18 protein-coding genes, 1 tRNA gene and 1 other annotated feature are annotated in these 15,768 nt (G+C 44.6%); of the genes, 14 read left to right on the top strand and 5 right to left on the bottom strand.

What is annotated here, in order from left to right; translation table 11 throughout:
* Nucleotides 1–19: 19 nt before the first annotated feature.
* Genes trpC through trpA form a run of 4 tightly spaced genes read left to right on the top strand, consistent with a single transcriptional unit; the run spans nt 20 to nt 3,385 of the window.
* A complete protein-coding gene (gene trpC / locus A5878_RS06625; RefSeq protein ID WP_086295056.1) occupies nt 20–778 on the top strand; it encodes an indole-3-glycerol phosphate synthase TrpC in 759 nt (252 codons plus the stop codon).
* A complete protein-coding gene (locus tag A5878_RS06630; protein WP_086295058.1) occupies nt 775–1,422 on the top strand; it encodes a phosphoribosylanthranilate isomerase in 648 nt (215 codons plus the stop codon). Before trpC ends, A5878_RS06630 begins: the two co-directional genes overlap by 4 nt.
* Nucleotides 1,419–2,612 (top strand): tryptophan synthase subunit beta, encoded by a 1,194-nt coding sequence (gene trpB / locus A5878_RS06635; protein WP_086295060.1) that lies wholly within the window; start codon nt 1,419–1,421, stop codon nt 2,610–2,612. The genes A5878_RS06630 and trpB overlap by 4 nt, the downstream gene beginning before the upstream one ends.
* Nucleotides 2,609–3,385, top strand: a complete 777-nt coding sequence (trpA, locus tag A5878_RS06640) for a tryptophan synthase subunit alpha (RefSeq protein WP_086295061.1) — start codon at nt 2,609–2,611, stop codon at nt 3,383–3,385. Before trpB ends, trpA begins: the two co-directional genes overlap by 4 nt.
* 148 nt (nt 3,386–3,533) lie before the next feature.
* Here trpA and A5878_RS06645 read toward each other — a convergent pair whose 3' ends face one another.
* On the bottom strand, nt 3,534–4,391 hold the full coding sequence (locus tag A5878_RS06645; protein ID WP_086295063.1) for a PhzF family phenazine biosynthesis protein: 858 nt from the start codon (nt 4,389–4,391) through the stop codon (nt 3,534–3,536).
* Between the two features lie 114 nt (nt 4,392–4,505).
* Between A5878_RS06645 and A5878_RS06650 the strand changes: the two genes are divergently transcribed.
* Entirely contained in the window at nt 4,506–5,042 is a 537-nt protein-coding gene (locus A5878_RS06650; RefSeq protein WP_086295065.1) for an AAA family ATPase, read from the top strand.
* A 39-nt stretch (nt 5,043–5,081) separates the two neighbouring features.
* Here the strand turns inward: A5878_RS06650 and A5878_RS06655 are convergent, their stop codons facing one another.
* From A5878_RS06655 to A5878_RS06665, 3 genes are all read right to left on the bottom strand, one after another.
* Nucleotides 5,082–5,504 carry an HIT family protein gene (locus A5878_RS06655; protein WP_005225744.1) on the bottom strand — a complete coding sequence of 141 codons (423 nt, stop codon included), beginning with the start codon at nt 5,502–5,504 and terminating at the stop codon, nt 5,082–5,084.
* 340 nt (nt 5,505–5,844) lie between these two features.
* Nucleotides 5,845–5,918: transfer RNA gene (locus A5878_RS06660), tRNA-Arg, on the bottom strand.
* Between the two features lie 145 nt (nt 5,919–6,063).
* On the bottom strand, nt 6,064–6,762 hold the full coding sequence (locus tag A5878_RS06665; RefSeq protein ID WP_005225745.1) for an O-methyltransferase: 699 nt from the start codon (nt 6,760–6,762) through the stop codon (nt 6,064–6,066).
* Nucleotides 6,763–7,336: 574 nt separating this feature from the next.
* On the opposite strand from A5878_RS06665, the gene A5878_RS06670 reads away from it, so the two are divergent.
* The 4 genes from A5878_RS06670 to leuD are packed head-to-tail and all read left to right on the top strand — an operon-like array spanning nt 7,337 to nt 11,868.
* Nucleotides 7,337–8,857, top strand: coding sequence for a 2-isopropylmalate synthase (locus A5878_RS06670; protein WP_010747979.1), 1,521 nt, complete (start codon nt 7,337–7,339; stop codon nt 8,855–8,857).
* Nucleotides 8,854–9,918 carry a 3-isopropylmalate dehydrogenase gene (leuB, locus tag A5878_RS06675; RefSeq protein ID WP_086295067.1) on the top strand — a complete coding sequence of 355 codons (1,065 nt, stop codon included), beginning with the start codon at nt 8,854–8,856 and terminating at the stop codon, nt 9,916–9,918. The genes A5878_RS06670 and leuB overlap by 4 nt, the downstream gene beginning before the upstream one ends.
* The gene (gene leuC, locus A5878_RS06680) at nt 9,899–11,281 is read left to right on the top strand and encodes a 3-isopropylmalate dehydratase large subunit (RefSeq protein ID WP_086295069.1); all 1,383 of its coding nucleotides are present in this window, start codon (nt 9,899–9,901) and stop codon (nt 11,279–11,281) included. The genes leuB and leuC overlap by 20 nt, the downstream gene beginning before the upstream one ends.
* Complete coding sequence (gene leuD, locus A5878_RS06685) at nt 11,281–11,868, top strand: 3-isopropylmalate dehydratase small subunit (RefSeq protein ID WP_086295072.1); 588 nt, start codon at nt 11,281–11,283, stop codon at nt 11,866–11,868. The genes leuC and leuD overlap by 1 nt, the downstream gene beginning before the upstream one ends.
* Nucleotides 11,869–11,885: 17 nt before the next feature.
* Here leuD and A5878_RS06690 read toward each other — a convergent pair whose 3' ends face one another.
* Nucleotides 11,886–12,539: a uracil-DNA glycosylase gene (locus A5878_RS06690; protein ID WP_086295074.1), complete on the bottom strand. Its 654-nt coding sequence runs from the start codon at nt 12,537–12,539 to the stop codon at nt 11,886–11,888.
* Nucleotides 12,540–12,708: 169 nt separating this feature from the next.
* Nucleotides 12,709–12,779, top strand: a sequence feature (ribosomal protein L21 leader region).
* Between the two features lie 19 nt (nt 12,780–12,798).
* Here A5878_RS06690 and rplU point away from each other — a divergent pair.
* The 5 genes from rplU to phnD all read left to right on the top strand — a co-directional run bounded on the left by rplU (nt 12,799) and on the right by phnD (nt 15,754).
* Nucleotides 12,799–13,107 (top strand): 50S ribosomal protein L21, encoded by a 309-nt coding sequence (gene rplU / locus A5878_RS06695; protein WP_005225751.1) that lies wholly within the window; start codon nt 12,799–12,801, stop codon nt 13,105–13,107.
* A 26-nt stretch (nt 13,108–13,133) separates the two neighbouring features.
* Nucleotides 13,134–13,478 (top strand): ribosomal-processing cysteine protease Prp, encoded by a 345-nt coding sequence (locus A5878_RS06700; protein WP_005225752.1) that lies wholly within the window; start codon nt 13,134–13,136, stop codon nt 13,476–13,478.
* A gap of 12 nt (nt 13,479–13,490) precedes the next feature.
* Entirely contained in the window at nt 13,491–13,784 is a 294-nt protein-coding gene (gene rpmA / locus A5878_RS06705; protein WP_003126181.1) for a 50S ribosomal protein L27, read from the top strand.
* Between the two features lie 109 nt (nt 13,785–13,893).
* On the top strand, nt 13,894–14,358 hold the full coding sequence (locus A5878_RS06710; RefSeq protein WP_060792438.1) for a GNAT family N-acetyltransferase: 465 nt from the start codon (nt 13,894–13,896) through the stop codon (nt 14,356–14,358).
* A gap of 460 nt (nt 14,359–14,818) precedes the next feature.
* Entirely contained in the window at nt 14,819–15,754 is a 936-nt protein-coding gene (phnD, locus tag A5878_RS06715) for a phosphate/phosphite/phosphonate ABC transporter substrate-binding protein (protein ID WP_015509497.1), read from the top strand.
* The last annotated feature ends 14 nt before the right edge of the window (nt 15,755–15,768 follow it).

Genomic DNA, 15,768 nt, shown 5'->3' on the forward strand with positions numbered 1-15,768 from the left:
AGCTGTAAGGAGGAGAATCATGGATTTTTTAGAAACGATCATCCAGAAAAAAGTTAAAGAAGTTGCCGCGATGCCACAAGAAACCGAAAAGGTCGTAGCGAAACGCCCATCATTTTATCAGCAAGTCAAGGAACGACCACAAAAGATGCACCTCATTGCTGAAATCAAGCGAGCTTCACCTTCAAAAGGAGACATTAATCAAGCGATCGACCCAGTCACGCAAGCGCAAGCTTATGAAACCGCGGGTGTCAGCGGGATTTCCGTTTTGACCGACCAGCAGTTTTTTAAAGGCTCGCTGGCAGATCTTGAAGCAGTCAGTAATGCCGTTTCGGTGCCTATACTATGCAAAGACTTTATTATCGACAGAAAACAATTGATTCGCGCCAAGAATGCGGGTGCCAGTATTGTTTTATTGATCGTGGCCGCTTTAAAACCAGAACGCTTAGCCATACTTCATCAAGAGGCAATAGCACTAGGGTTGGAAGTACTCGTTGAGACTCATAATGCGGCTGAATTTCAACAAGCCCAAGCCTTAGGGGCCAAAATCATCGGCGTCAACAATCGTGACCTAAAAACCTTTGACGTTTCCTTGGATGTCAGTGTTGCTTTAGCACCTCAGCCGTCAGAGGCGGTTTACATCAGTGAATCTGGTATTCGAACTGCCTCCGATGTGCTGCAGCTTGCACCGTTTTATCATGGAGTCCTCGTTGGAGAAACGTTGATGAGAAGCAATCGAATTGCTGAAACGGCTGCAGATTTGCAGGTGAGCCGCCGATGACCAAAGTGAAAATTTGTGGACTCACCGAACGGCTGCATGTCGAAACTGCCATCAGTGCAGGAGCAGATTACCTTGGCTTTGTTTTTGCCGAAAGCCGTCGGAGAATCGATCCGACACAAGTCCGCAAGATAACGGAGCAAGTACCCCAAAATGTAGGGAAAGTCGGGGTTTTCGTTTCTCCAAGTTTTGAAGAAGTGCAAGCGGCAATTCAAGCCGCCCAACTGACAGCGATTCAGCTCCATGGAAAGGTTCTGCCATCTTTGCAAACAGCCATTCAGAAGGGGGTTTTTGCTCATCAAAAGATCGCAGTGATCCAAGCCTTTGATGGAGAAGCAGAGACTTTAGAGCAAGACTTTCTGAACTGCGATGCAGATTTTGGTTTATTGGACGCTCCAGTAAGAGATCACCCTTATGCTGGCGGCAACGGCCAGTCCTTTGATTGGCAAAAAGCGGCGAGAGAACCGTTGCCGTTGTCTGAGCGATTTTTTATTGCTGGCGGGTTGCACGCGGAAAATGTAGAAGAGGCGATCCAATTTTTTAGGCCTTATGCTGTCGATGTTTCTTCAGGCGTTGAAACCCAGGGCAAGAAAGACAGTCGGAAAATCGAACAATTTATTCATTTAGTAAAGGAGAAAAAAAGATGACTCAGTATCCCACAAAAACAGGATTTTATGGTTCTTTTGGCGGACAGTTTGTGCCAGAGACATTGATGTATGCAGTCAAGCAATTGGAAACTGTCTATCGTGAAGCACAAACGGAAGCAAGTTTTCAAGCTGAATTACAGGAATATTTACAAGAGTATGTAGGAAGAGAGACCCCCCTTTATCATGCCCAGCGCTTGTCACAACACTTAGGCGGTGCCAAAATTTATCTGAAGCGAGAAGATTTGAATCATACGGGTGCCCATAAAATCAATAATGCACTTGGCCAAGTCTTATTAGCAAAACGGATGGGGAAAAAGAAAGTGGTAGCAGAGACCGGTGCTGGGCAGCATGGCGTCGCCACAGCAACTGCGGCCGCGTTGTTCGGTATGGAATGCACGATTTTTATGGGCGCGGTAGATGTTCAGCGGCAAGCACTAAACGTCTTTCGAATGGAATTGTTGGGAGCAAAAGTGGTTTCAGTCACATCAGGCAATCAGACATTGAAAGATGCTGTCAATGAAGCGCTGCGCTACTGGGTCGCAACCGTCGAGGACACTCATTACGTGATGGGTTCGGTACTCGGTCCGCATCCTTTTCCAGAGATCGTTCGAGATTTTCAAAGTGTGATTGGGAGTGAGACACGGCGGCAACTATTAGAAAAAGAAGGACAACTGCCAACGACAGTCGTTGCTTGTGTTGGCGGCGGCAGCAATGCGATGGGAATGTTTTACCCTTTCGTCAACGATCAAACCGTTCGTTTGATTGGCGTTGAAGCAGCTGGAAAAGGCGTGGATACTACCGAGCATGCGGCGACTTTAACGAAAGGCAGTATCGGTATTTTACATGGTACAAAAATGCATTTGCTGCAAGACGATGATGGGCAAGTGATTGAACCCTATTCGATTTCAGCTGGTTTGGATTATCCAGGGGTCGGTCCCGAGCATTCTTACTTGAAGGAAATTGCACGTGCGGAGTATTTCGCGGTCACTGATGAAGAAGCTGTTGACGCCTTTTATCTCTTGTCTCAAATCGAAGGCATTATTCCCGCTTTGGAAAGTGCTCATGCCGTTGCCTATGCTTTAAAGTTAGCGCCAACGATGACAGCAGAAGAACGCTTAGTGATCTGTTTGTCTGGGCGAGGGGACAAAGATGTTCAACAAATCAAAGATCGGAAAGGAGCAGCGAAATGACCAGCAAAACATTGACGATGAAACTAAAAGAGCGCCAAAAACAAGGCAAGCCTTTGTTTGTACCTTATATCATGGCGGGTGCCAACGGACTGGAACGCCTGCCAGCAGAAATCGAACTGTTGACGACACATGGCGCAGCCGCCATTGAAATCGGCGTGCCCTTTTCAGACCCAGTCGCAGATGGAGCGGTCATCCAAGCAGCTGGAATGCAGGCATTAGCCAATGGCACCACTTTAAAAAAGATCATTGCTGCGCTGCAAACGATCCATTCTGAGGTTCCACTGGTATTGATGGGGTATGCCAATTCATTCTTTCATTATGGGATTGAACAGTTAGCAAATGAGTTAAAAACGACAAATGTGAAAGGGTTGATTATTCCAGATTTGCCTTTTGAACATCGATCGCTAGTAACGCCTACGTTTGATGCGGCGGATCTCGCGCTGCTCACACTGGTCTCTTTGACCAGTCCTCCAGACAGAATTCAGACGCTGATCGAAGAAGCGGAAGGATTCGTTTATGCTGTGACAGTGAACGGTGTCACTGGAGAAGATCGCCAATACAACGAACAGCTGGATCAGCATTTGCAAGCCATTTCGGAAAAAAGTCCGATTCCAGTACTAGCTGGTTTCGGGGTCTCGACCCACGCAGACGTGCGGCGTTTTGCCCGAGTGTGCGATGGGGTAGTGATCGGTTCAAAAATCGTAGCAGCCTTACAAAACGAGCCACTGCCTAAAGTCAGTGAGCTGTTAGCAGAACTTGTCGGTATTTCATAGAAAATCAAGGTGAAGGAAAGAACCCGAGTTGGGTTCTTTTTTTTATGAGAAAACTAGTATTCGAGATACTGATGGGCTGCTATGGAAAAAGAACACGATGTGTGAAGAGGAAAAAAGGCTGATGGAAGATCAGCCTAAATTGTTGTGATTATGCCAGTGTATCGGTGTCGATGGTGACTGTCTCGCAAAAATGCCCTCTGCCCCCAACATAAACACGTTGGATTTCCTTTCGCGAGGACGTAGCTAGTTTGACAAAGATTTCAGAAGGTTCACCTAAATTGCTGCCTTGTTCAAAGCGATACACTTCTTTTTCAAGGGAACACTTTTGATGCAATAAGCAAGCCAAAGCGGCATTGGAAGTACCTGTGGCAGATTCTTCATTGATGTCAAACAATGGGGCAAAGTTACGGCAAACGATTCGTTCTTTTTCCATTGCATATAAGTGCATGCCAACTACTTGTTGCAGCGCACTTACTTTTTTTATTTCCTCAAAATCAGGTACAACATGCTGCAACTGGGCCGTTGTTTTGATTGGAACAAGGATATCCTTTAATCCAGTAGAAACGATTTGAATAGGAATTTGATCATCGATAGCATTGGTATCGAAACAGTCAGCTAATTGTTCTAGTGAAAGGACATCTGAAAACAGCGGTTTGTTCTGTTCCATGAAAATGACACCATCTTTGATGGTGATCGACAAACGTCCGGCGTTGGTGTCGATGCGATACTGTTGCTTGGAAAGTTTGTTCAAATATGACAATAGAGCAAAGGAAGCAATTGTTGCATGTCCGCATAAGTCAACTTCTTCTTTTGGTGTAAAATAGTCAACTCGGAAATCGGCCTCCGGGGATTTCGATAAAAAAGCTGTTTCTGAAAAGCCTAACTCTTTTGCGATGGCTAACTTTTGTTGTGGTGTAAGGGGCTGTTCCAGCAAAACGACTCCAGCCTTGTTGCCACCTGTTTGATTTTTACTAAACCCGCTTGCGATATATACCGTTATCTCCATAGGACACCTGCTTTCTTTATTCTTGTCAAGCATAGCATAATTTTTGCAGGGGGAGGATAAGAAAACGGATTGGTTGAGCGTGTTATACTGAAGGTACGACAGAGGAGGGACTTCATGAAGAAAGGGAAAGTAATTGTAGTCAGTGGTGTTACAGCGTCCGGCAAAACGACATTGGTTCGTGAATTGAGTAGATTGGCAGATGGAATAGTGATCTCCTTTGATGATTATAGTATCGATGCATTGCCCTCAGCACCATCTTTTGATTATTTTTTACAAGATCCCCGCGCAGCGATCAATCAATATGACATCAGTCTGCTACTGAAAGATCTGAAGAGAGCGATGCTACTTTACCCAATCATTTTTGTGGACTTTCCCTTCGGATATGAGCACCAAGATTTGCGTCAGTTGATCGATACGGTGATTTATTTGAAAACACCACTAGATATTGCTTTTGCTCGTCAGATTAAACGGGATTATACGAACGAATCAAAAGAAGCGATTTTGACTTGGGCAGATACTTATCTTTCCTATGCAAGGGAGCTATTTGTTTTACACGAACAGATCATTGCTGAAACAGCCGACTATGTACTGGATGGTGCTCGACCAGCTGATCAGCTAGCAGAACAAGTAAAGTATTATCAAGTATTTTAAGAAGCGCTTTTAAGTAAGATTTAGTCTACTGAGTTTTGTTTAAACTCCCTTACTATTTGTTTCAAAGGTCAAAAATGCCGCTGCTTCCTCTAAAGAGAGCGCTGCTCCATTGAATGTGGGCCACGCATTGATACCGTCACATTTTTTTCTCGGAATCAAGTGAAGATGAAAGTGAGGGACTGATTGACCCGCTGCTTGATTTGCTGCGCTTAGCAAATTAATCCCATCAAATCCTAAGCGAGTGACACAATGATCTGCTATTTTTTGAACCGTTTGAATGAGGTGAGCAAGAAGAACGGGGTCGCAGTCTAAAATACTGGTGTAATGTTTTTTAGGAATAACCAGCATATGATAATCCACGTCTTTGGCATGATCAAGGAAGGCGCAAATACTGTCATCTTCATAGATTACATGGCTTTTTATTTTTCCAGAGACGATACGGCAAAAAGGACATTCTTCCATCAAAATTCCTCCTATGGAATAAATTTTGTTAGTTGTGTTCGAGAAGTATAATATCTAAAAACGTGAAGCTACTGGATTATGGGAAACCATAAACGAGCTTTGCAATTAAGCCGCTCTTTGAGAGGATAATATCATATTTATTTAGCAGTTAAAACTATATGTGATAATTAATAATGTTTTAGATAATTAGTTAATAGGTTGTTTGCAAAAGAAAAGCACCGTGCTGCTGATTTGTGGTAAAAGTGCGTTTGAAAAAAGTGGCTTTTAAAAAATTTGTCAAAAAAAATCGCTAGGAATCAAGATTCCTAACGATCTGCTAGCGCTATGCACGATAATATAACGTTCCAGGAGGGATTCGAACCCCCGACCGTTCGCTTAGAAGGCGAATGCTCTATCCGGCTGAGCTACTGGAACAAATAATTTTCAGCGAATGCTCACTTCGCCTAAGCTGTTGAAATCAATCAGCAACAAATAACATTATAGAAAAAGGGCGCAGCAATGTCAATCTCTTTTCGCCCTTTTCTTATTTTTTCTTTGAAAAAAGGAAGCGCAGCTGCCCTCAACCTTTCTCAGGTTCCTCAAGGATTACGCTATCTGCTTCTTTCGTAATGAGAATCACGCCATCTCCTAAAGGGACGAGGGTGGAGGTCAGCTGAGGATGGTTCATCACGGTATCCAAGAAAAGATTCAACTTGCGATGGATCGCTCGCTGGTTGCGAGGGATGTCTTCGATGGGTTGTAGAATCGTTCCAGCTTGGAACACGTCATCCACCATCAACACGCCACCTTTGCGTAACAGGCGTAGACATTCTGGCAAAAATTCAATGTATTTCGATTTGGCACTGTCCATGAAGATAAAATCATAAGGCCCACTCAATGTAGGCAGGACATCTGCCGCTTGTCCTTCTAAAAGCGTGATTTTGTCTTCATTTCCTAAGCGAGCATAGGTTTCTTTGGCTTTGCGGATCATGACGTCAAAGCGATCGATCGTTGTGACATGACCTTCTTTCACACATTGTGCCATTAAGCTTGAAGAAAAACCGATCGCTGTGCCGATCTCAAGGATTTCTTTTGGCTGAAGCTGTCCCAATAAAAACTGCAAAAAGACCACAGTTTCATGTGGGATGATTGGCACTTCTTTTTCATGAGCGGCTTGCTCGATTTCACCAAGTTCGCCGGGTAATTGTTTTTGTTTTTCACGCATAAACGCCACTAGTTCTGGTTTGACTACTGGACGATGCATCATTTCGTTGCGCATCTTCATCCTCCTCATTTATCGCTGCCCCTTATTATACGAATAACTCACCTTAAGTTCAATCTTTTCGAGTCTTTGGAACAACAAAAAAACCAGTCATACGACTGGCAGGATAAAGGGGTGAAAAATATTTTTGGGATATTTCTATCATAACGGTGTTATGTGGAGGTTTGGTTAAAATCCTGTGAAGATCTCGTCAGGTTCTGCTTAAATTTTCATCAAGGAAGAAAAGCAACCCATCATCAGGGCGAAAACGAATTTTTTATCGAAATATTCAGAAAATTCAGGGAAAAGTGTTGACAGAGGAACCTGCTGTTTGGTATCTTCATAACAAGATAAAAAAAGTGATAGGTGACGACGATGGATAAACGATTGAAACAAACAGCTGCATTTTTATTATTATTATCGTAAGGACTCTTTTTCTATGACCCGCCTTTTTAAGGCATCATTTGAAGAGTCCTATTCGCATTGCATGAAGGAAACCCTTTATGGAGTGCTTTTTTTATACCATTTTTTCAATTTGTTTGAATGAGGTCGCGCCAAGCGTGCCCCTACCACTGCCAAGGAGGAAATAGTGATGAGAAAAATCCAGTTTTTTGACACCACATTGAGAGACGGTGAACAGACGCCGGGAGTCAACTTCAATACGAAAGAGAAGGTTCAACTGGCGCTGCAATTAGAAAAATGGGGGATCGATACGATCGAAGCAGGCTTTCCGATTGCATCAGAAGGAGACTTTCAAGCAGTCCAAGCGATTGCTGGGGCGGTGACGAAAATGACCGTTGCAGGACTTGCCCGTTGTCAGAAAAAAGACATTGATCGTGCCTATGAAGCTCTTCATCAAGCCGTCGATCCCCAGATCCATGTCTTTTTAGCAACGAGTGAGGTACATCGCCAGTACAAGCTGAATATGACGAAAGCAGAAGTACTCGCTTCCATCAAAGAACATGTGGCTTATGCCCGTGAACGCTTTGAAAAAGTCCAATTCTCGCCAGAAGATGCCACCCGCACCGATAAGCCCTTCTTGCTTGAGGCGGTTCAAACAGCAATTGATGCCGGCGCGACGATCATCAATGTGCCCGATACAGTAGGGTTTACCAATCCTACGGAATATGGTGCGCTTTTTGCCTATTTGATCGCCAATATCAAGAGTGAGCAGCCGATCATTTTTTCTTCCCATTGTCATGATGACTTGGGAATGGCGACAGCCAATGCGCTGGCAGCTATCGAAAATGGTGCTGATCGGGTGGAAGGAACGATCAACGGGATCGGCGAACGAGCGGGCAATACCGCATTAGAAGAAGTGGCGCTGGCGTTGCATATTCGCAATGATTTCTATCAGGCTACCTCCAACATCAAGTTAAACGAAACAAAACGCACCAGCGATCTGGTGGCACGTTTGTCTGGGATCACGGTACCGAAAAACAAAGCGATCGTCGGCGGCAATGCCTATGCTCATGAATCTGGGATTCATCAAGATGGCGTCTTGAAAAATCCTGAAACTTACGAAATCATTACCCCGCAACTGGTAGGCGTACAAACCAACTCACTGCCTCTTGGCAAACTTTCTGGCCGCCATGCGTTTGTCGATAAAATGCAGCAGCTGGGGTACCAGTTTGACCAAGAAGAAACCAATGAATTGTTTAAACGCTTCAAAGAGTTGGCAGATAAGAAAAAGCAAGTGACCGAACAAGATTTGTTAGCGTTGGTGGCTGACCAGGGCCGCAGCCAAGAAGATGGCTGCGAGTTGGAGTCAGTTCAGCTGCAATACGTGTCCAATGGCCATCAAGGAGCGGTGGTTTCTATCATCAAAGACGAGGAAAAACAAGTGGCATCAGCTATCGGTGCCGGCAGTATCCAAGCTATCTACAACTCGATCGATCAGATTTTCCAGCAGCAGCCGAAGTTGTTGAACTATGAGATCACTGCCTTGACCAGTGGGGAAGATGCGCAAGCGGAAGTGCACGTGGTTATTGAATGCCAGGAAACCAATGAAAAAATCAGCGGGATCGGCTTAGACTTTGATGTCTTGCAGGCGTCAGCCAAAGCCTATGTACAGGCTAGCGCAGCTCTAAAGAATCGAGGTGTCCTTGTTTGAAAAAAATCGTGGTTTTAGCAGGAGATGGCATCGGACCAGAAATTATGGCCAGTGCGCTTGCGGTATTGAAAGCGGCTTGTCCAGACCATCTTCATCGCTTTCATTTTGACCAGCGGCCATTTGGTGGTGCGGCGCTGGCACTTACTGGAGAGCCATTGCCGCAAGAAACACTACAAGCTTGCCAGCAGGCGGATGCGATCCTTTTAGGAGCCATTGGTGATCCAGTTTGGGAAAACGCACCGATAACACCCGAGAAAGGACTTTTGAATTTGCGTCAAGCGTTAGGGCTATACGCCAATATTCGACCCATCAAAGTAGTTGATGCGGTGATTGATTTGTCTCCCATTAAAGAAGCGATCCTTCGGGGAACAGATTTTGTCATCGTTCGTGAGTTGACTGGCGGTATTTATTTTGGCGAAAAAGCAGAAAAACCTGAAGAAGCCTACGACATCAATCATTATCATCAAGCAGAGATTCGACGAATTTTGCGTAAAGCTTTTGAGATCGCCCGCACGCGGAAGAAGCGGGTTCTCTCTGTCGATAAAGCAAATGTGTTGGCGACTAGCCGACTTTGGCGCCGATTAGCGGAAGAAACGGCACAGGAATTCCCAGATTGTCAGTTGACTCATCAATATGTTGATTCCGCCGCTATGAAAATCATCCAAAATCCCAAAGACTTCGATGTAATCGTGACAGAAAATCTCTTTGGCGACATTTTAAGTGATGAAGCCTCGGTTTTGCCAGGGTCATTAGGGGTGCTGCCCAGCGCAAGTCATGGCGCAGAAGGGGTTTCTTTATATGAACCGATTCATGGCTCTGCACCTGATATCGCTGGGCAAAATTGCGCCAATCCGGTTTCCATGATTTTATCTGTCGTCATGATGCTAAGAGAGTCCTTTCAAGAGGGAGAGCTGGCGGATACCATCGAAAGTGCTTGTTACGAGGTAATGAATGCGGGGATCTTGACCCGTGATCTAGGTGGTACAGCAACGATAACTGCCTTTACAGAAGCGGTTATTGCACAGTTAGGAGTGAGCAATTATGGGGAAAACGCTGTTTGATAAACTATGGGATCGGCATGTCATCACAGGAGAAGAAGGGCAAGCGCAGCTGCTTTATGTCGATCTGCATATGATCCATGAAGTGACGACACCGCAAGCCTTCGAAGGATTACGGCAAGCGGGACGGACCGTCCGTTGTCCCGAAAAAACCTTCGCAACGATGGATCACAACGTGCCTACCAAAGATATTTTTACCATCACTGATCTGGTTGCAAAAAAGCAAATGGACACGTTACGTAAAAACTGTCGTGATTTTGGGATCGAATTGTGTGACAATGGCTCTGCCAACCAAGGAATCGTCCACATGGTTGGCCCAGAAGTTGGCTTGACCCAACCAGGGAAAACGATCGTTTGCGGGGATTCCCACACTGCCACCCATGGTGCTTTCGGTGCGATCGCGTTTGGGATCGGTACGAGTGAAGTGGAGCATGTCTTTGCGACACAGACGATTTGGCAGACAAAACCGAAACGCATGGGAGTTGAGATTACCGGTCACCTGCAGCCGGGAGTGTACGCCAAAGATATTATTTTGGCATTGATCGCGACCCATGGCACTGATTTTGGTGGTGGCTATGCCGTAGAATTCTTTGGCGAAACGATCCGTAGCCTGACGATGGAAGAACGCATGACCATTTGCAATATGTCGATCGAAGGTGGGGCGAAAATGGGCTTGATCGCCCCTGATGAAACGACCTTTGCTTATGTGAAGGATCGATGCTTTGCGCCACAAGCGTTTGCCAGTGCGGTGGCTGATTGGCAAAGCCTTTATACCGATGAAGATGCTAACTATGATGCCCTGATCACCCTAGACGCAACAACCTTAGAACCCTATATCACTTGGGGAACCAATCCAGAAATGGGGGTACCAGTCAGCGAAGCGTTTCCTGAAGTGCGGGATCACAATGATCAGCAAGCCTATGAATATATGGCGCTGCAACCTGGACAGACAGCTGCTGATATCCCCATTGAATACATTTTTATTGGATCGTGTACCAATGGTCGTTTGTCTGATCTGCAAGAGGCAGCGGCGATTTTGAAAGGTCAGACCATCAAAGAAGGGGTCACTGGTATTATCGTTCCTGGTTCACGCCCTGTTCGTAAAGCAGCGGAAGCGATCGGTTTAGACAAAGTCTTTATTGACGCTGGTTTTGAATGGCGGGAGCCTGGCTGTTCCATGTGCTTAGGAATGAATCCTGATAAAGTACCAGAAGGCGTCCACTGTGCCTCCACATCAAACCGCAATTTTGTTGGACGGCAAGGGAAAAACGCGCGGACGCACCTCTGTAGTCCAGCGATGGCGGCAGCAGCTGCGATTCATGGGCGCTTTGTCGATGTACGAGAAGTGGTTGGAGGTGTTGGTTAATGAAAGCTTTTACGCAATTTGAAGGTACGACGCTGCCTTTGATGAATGACAATATCGATACCGATCAAATCCTACCGAAAAATTATTTGAAACGCGTTGAAAAAACGGGTTTTGGCGAATTTTTATTTGACGATTGGCGCTATTTGCCGCAACGCAAGCCTAATCCAGCATTTATCTTGAATGATCCAGCATATCAGACCGCTCAAGTCCTCGTCACTGGTGATAATTTTGGTTCTGGCTCTTCTCGAGAGCACGCGGCATGGGCGCTGTTGGATTACGGCTTTAAAGCCGTGATTGCTGGCAGCTTCGGTGATATTTTCTATATGAATGCCACCAAAAACGGGCTGCTGCCCATCGAGCTGCCTTTGACTGTTCGCCAAAGGATCGCTTCGCTGCCTGCTTCAGAAAAAATCAGCATTGACTTGCCGAGGCAATGTGTGATCGTTGCTGGGGAGGAGCATTTCTTTGCAATCGATGCTACCTGGAAACACAAATTGATCCACGGTCTCGATGAGATCAGTATCACGTTGCAGGAAGAGGCGAAAATCACCGCCTATGAGCAGACGATTCCAGCGTATTGGCAGTAGGGCTAGGGGACTGGTCGTTATTCGTCGGCGGGTATTTGTGAGAGAATGTTTCTTAACCCTCGCCAATCGGCTTCGATTTGCGGAGTCAACGTTCGATTGTAAAAGATCGCAGCGGGATGATACATCGGCACGATCAAATATTCTTTTTCCGACCAGTGATAGCCATCTTTTGTTGGATTGCTTTCTTGTATTTTGGAACGGATCACTTCGCCATGGTGATCTTTGATATAATAGGCGTTGCCTAATAATCGCTGCAGTCCGATATTGCCAACAGTTGCAATGACAGGCGGATCTACAACGGACAACTCGTAGTCAAGCAGCGGTGCGTGTAGCAAGACTTCTTTTTTGGTAGGTGTCCGATTGGGATGGACGATCTCATGGGCACCGCTGCGTTTGTTGATTCGTTCTTTGACGGAATATGGACGGCTGCGGACAGCGCTGGTGATGTAAACATCCTCACGGGTCAAACCGGCTAAAGCCAACGATTTCATCAATTCTTTTCCTGCTTGTCCGCTAAAAGGAATAAAATTTTCGATTTCGGTTCGACCAGGGGCTTCACCAACGATCATCAATTTGGGCTGTAGCGGTCCTTGACCGGGAACAAATCCTTCCAACGGATAACTGCGGGACGCCTGTTGGACGGCAGTGGCTAATTCTTTGGGGTATTGCATGAAAACTCCTCCAATTCTGTTTCACTTATGCTCTTTCTTCTATAGTAATAGAAAATAAAAAATGCACAAAAGGAAATGACTAGTAGCAAAAGAATTCTGTCTTTTCCTTAATTAGTGATTGACTTTAGGAAAACATTTTGATAAAGTTAATCTGTTGTAATTGTGGACTCCACAGCTACAACCGCACAGAACAAGTAGTAAGTACGAAAGTCACTTGGGATGGCGAGTCTAAGTATATTATAAGGAGGTGCTGTAGAGCATGTACGCAATTATCAAAACTGGTGGGAAACAAGTAAAAGTTGAAGTGGGTCAAGCAATCTACGTTGAAAAATTAGACGTTGAAGCTGGACAAAAGGTTACTTTTGATGAAGTTATCTTAGTAGGTGGCGAATCAACAAAAGTTGGTGCCCCAATCGTTGCAGGAGCAACTGTTGAAGGAACTGTTGAAAAACACGGCAAACAAAAGAAAGTCGTAACTTTCAAATATAAACCTAAAAAACATTCACACCGTAAACAAGGTCACCGTCAACCTTACACAAAAGTTGTTATTGACGCGATCAACGCTTAATTCTTACGAAAAGCAGGGTAACGAATATGATCAAAGGGACATTCAAACGAAATGACTCTGGTCGGATTGTTTCTTTTGAACTAGCTGGACACGCACAAGCAGGAGAATACGGCAAAGACATCGTCTGTGCTGCAGCATCCGCTTTAGCGATCAGTGCAGTCAATGGGATCGATGCTTTGGCTGGCGTTGCGCCAAAAGTTGAAGCAGATAACGAAAATGGTGGGTACTTATTAGTCACACTGCCTTCTCGTTTGACCCAAGAGCAGTCGAATATCGCACAAATTCTTTTAGAAAATTTGTTGATCGGCTTGCAATCAGTTCAAGAAGAGTACAACGATTATATCCAAATCAAAACTACTAAAGAAAACTAGGAGGTGCATCTCATGTTGATGAAAATGAATTTGCAATTCTTCGCTCACAAAAAAGGTGGGGGTTCTACTTCTAACGGACGTGACTCTCAATCAAAACGTTTAGGTGCGAAACGTGCTGACGGTCAAACCGTTTCAGGCGGATCAATCCTTTATCGCCAACGCGGTACTAAAATTTACCCAGGGGTAAACGTAGGTATCGGTGGAGATGATACATTGTTTGCAAAAGTTGACGGCGTTGTTCGTTTCGAACGTAAAGGCCGCGACAAAAAGCAAGTATCTGTGTATCCAGTAGCGCAAGAAGCATAAGAAAATGACATCCAGATTACGTAAAAGTAACCTGGGTGTTTTTTTATACACCAATGAAACCGTTTTAACGAAATAGTTATTTATAATGGATTAGATAAGGAGCGAAGCAATGATTCAGTTAAAAGAAATCACGAAAGAAAACTATCGTGCGTGCATGAATTTGAAGACAACGAAGGAGCAAGAAGATTTTGTTGCGCCCAATTGGTACTCAATGTTAGAGGCAATCTATGAGGAACCTCGTCAGGCATTTGCCCTATACAATGGTGAGGAAATGGTCGGCTTTATGCTATTTAGTTTTTACGAGGCGGATGAGGATTATCCAAAAGCTTCGTGGTGGATCGAGCGGTTTATGATCGCAGAAAAATTCCAAAATCAAGGGTTAGGCACTCAGGCGTTTCTTGCTGGGTTAGATTGGTTCAAAACCCATATCCAAGCGCAAGAATTAAGGATCTCCGCTGTGGATGGCAACGAGATCGCAACGAAGCTTTACGAACGCAATGGCTTTGTTTTGACGGGTGAAATGATTGAGAACGAGCATGTACTCTTGTTGCAGCTGCCAACGGATCAAGGGTAAATGACTCTTTTTACAGTAAGAGAATGAGGTCAAAAGCAGAGGTTCTTAAGGGAATCCTCTGCTTTTTTTGTGTTGTTTCGTTAAAAAAAGTGTGCGGTCATCTTCTGGTTAGACGTTTCAAGAAATTTTGTGTACTTGGGGTAAGAATGACGAGTATGTCCATGCTTTGTTGTTCACAAAGTTCCTTTTGCTGTTAACAGAATCTTTACACGTTGACAACACAAACCTTATATTCATTTGATACTCTGAGGAAGTAGAACAAATGGAAAGAAACTTTCGAAAAACGTTGATTATTGAGAATGTGCTCACGAATGATTTCGGTCAAAACACGAACATTATCAAAAAAGAAAACGTTCGTAATTCGAAAAAGATTGTTTTTAATTCGTTGGTTTTTTATAATCAAAAAGGAAAGTTCGGAATTCCATGAGTTCGATTTTTTATATGAAAAGGAGAAAAAGTGATGAAAGTTTGGAAGAAAACGGCAATGTTTGGTTTAGGTTTGGTGGCAGCAGTTACGCTGGCGGCATGTGGCTCAGGTGGAGCAAGTACTGACTCGGCGGCTGAGGACGCAGGATATGTACCAGAAAAGTTGACCGTTCAATTTGTCCCATCACAAGCAGCAGAAACATTAGAAGCAAAAGCAAAACCACTTGAGCAATTATTAAGTGATGAATTAGGGATTCCAGTCACAGTGAGTGTTTCCACTGACTACAATACAATCGTCGAAGCAATGGCTTCTAAACAAGTAGATGTCGGCTTTTTACCGCCGAATGCCTATGTTTTAGCAAATGAACAAAGCAATGTTAAGGTACTGTTGCAAGCACAGCGTTATGGCATCAAGCAGCCTGGTGGCGAATCAACGGATGAATTGGTTGATAGCTATCGTTCAATGATCGTCGTAAAAAGCGGCAGCGACATCAAAGAGTTGGAAGATTTAAAAGGCAAAACGATTGCCACGCAAGATGTTACTTCTTCTGCCGGTTATGTTTGGCCAGTAGCAGAAATGAAAAAAGCAGGCATCGATATCAATACGGATGTGACGACTGTTCAAGTCAAAGGCCATGACCAAGCGGTCTTATCTGTCTTGAATGGCGATGTTGACGCGGCGTTCGTTTTTGAAGATGCCCGTAACACGGTCAAAAATGATTACCCAGAAATCATGGATGAGGTAGAACCAATGTACTTTACCGAACCGATTCCGAACGATACGATCAGTGTTCGCAGCGATATGAGTGAAGAGTGGGACAAAAAAATCCAAGATGCCTTTATCGCGATCGGAAAAGATGAAGAAGGAAAACAAATCATCTCTGATATTTACTCTCATGAAGGATACGTTGTTTCACAAGACAGCAATTTCGACATCGTAAGAGAGTATGCGGAACAAGTCGGACAATAATTAATAGATGAATA

The organism is Enterococcus sp. 3G6_DIV0642, from assembly GCF_002140635.1.
Lineage (GTDB): Bacteria > Bacillota > Bacilli > Lactobacillales > Enterococcaceae > Enterococcus_D > Enterococcus_D casseliflavus.

Excerpts from the sequence above, each read along its gene's own strand:
- trpC (WP_086295056.1), top strand. The coding sequence starts at position 20 with ATGGATTTTTTAGAAACGATCATCCAGAAAAAAGTTAAAGAAGTTGCC.
- A5878_RS06630 (WP_086295058.1), top strand. The coding sequence starts at position 775 with ATGACCAAAGTGAAAATTTGTGGACTCACCGAACGGCTGCATGTCGAA.
- trpB (WP_086295060.1), top strand. The coding sequence starts at position 1,419 with ATGACTCAGTATCCCACAAAAACAGGATTTTATGGTTCTTTTGGCGGA.
- trpA (WP_086295061.1), top strand. The coding sequence starts at position 2,609 with ATGACCAGCAAAACATTGACGATGAAACTAAAAGAGCGCCAAAAACAA.
- A5878_RS06645 (WP_086295063.1), bottom strand. The coding sequence starts at position 4,391 with ATGGAGATAACGGTATATATCGCAAGCGGGTTTAGTAAAAATCAAACA.
- A5878_RS06650 (WP_086295065.1), top strand. The coding sequence starts at position 4,506 with ATGAAGAAAGGGAAAGTAATTGTAGTCAGTGGTGTTACAGCGTCCGGC.
- A5878_RS06655 (WP_005225744.1), bottom strand. The coding sequence starts at position 5,504 with ATGGAAGAATGTCCTTTTTGCCGTATCGTCTCTGGAAAAATAAAAAGC.
- A5878_RS06665 (WP_005225745.1), bottom strand. The coding sequence starts at position 6,762 with ATGCGCAACGAAATGATGCATCGTCCAGTAGTCAAACCAGAACTAGTG.
- A5878_RS06670 (WP_010747979.1), top strand. The coding sequence starts at position 7,337 with ATGAGAAAAATCCAGTTTTTTGACACCACATTGAGAGACGGTGAACAG.
- leuC (WP_086295069.1), top strand. The coding sequence starts at position 9,899 with ATGGGGAAAACGCTGTTTGATAAACTATGGGATCGGCATGTCATCACA.
- leuD (WP_086295072.1), top strand. The coding sequence starts at position 11,281 with ATGAAAGCTTTTACGCAATTTGAAGGTACGACGCTGCCTTTGATGAAT.
- A5878_RS06690 (WP_086295074.1), bottom strand. The coding sequence starts at position 12,539 with ATGCAATACCCCAAAGAATTAGCCACTGCCGTCCAACAGGCGTCCCGC.
- rplU (WP_005225751.1), top strand. The coding sequence starts at position 12,799 with ATGTACGCAATTATCAAAACTGGTGGGAAACAAGTAAAAGTTGAAGTG.
- A5878_RS06700 (WP_005225752.1), top strand. The coding sequence starts at position 13,134 with ATGATCAAAGGGACATTCAAACGAAATGACTCTGGTCGGATTGTTTCT.
- rpmA (WP_003126181.1), top strand. The coding sequence starts at position 13,491 with ATGTTGATGAAAATGAATTTGCAATTCTTCGCTCACAAAAAAGGTGGG.
- A5878_RS06710 (WP_060792438.1), top strand. The coding sequence starts at position 13,894 with ATGATTCAGTTAAAAGAAATCACGAAAGAAAACTATCGTGCGTGCATG.
- phnD (WP_015509497.1), top strand. The coding sequence starts at position 14,819 with ATGAAAGTTTGGAAGAAAACGGCAATGTTTGGTTTAGGTTTGGTGGCA.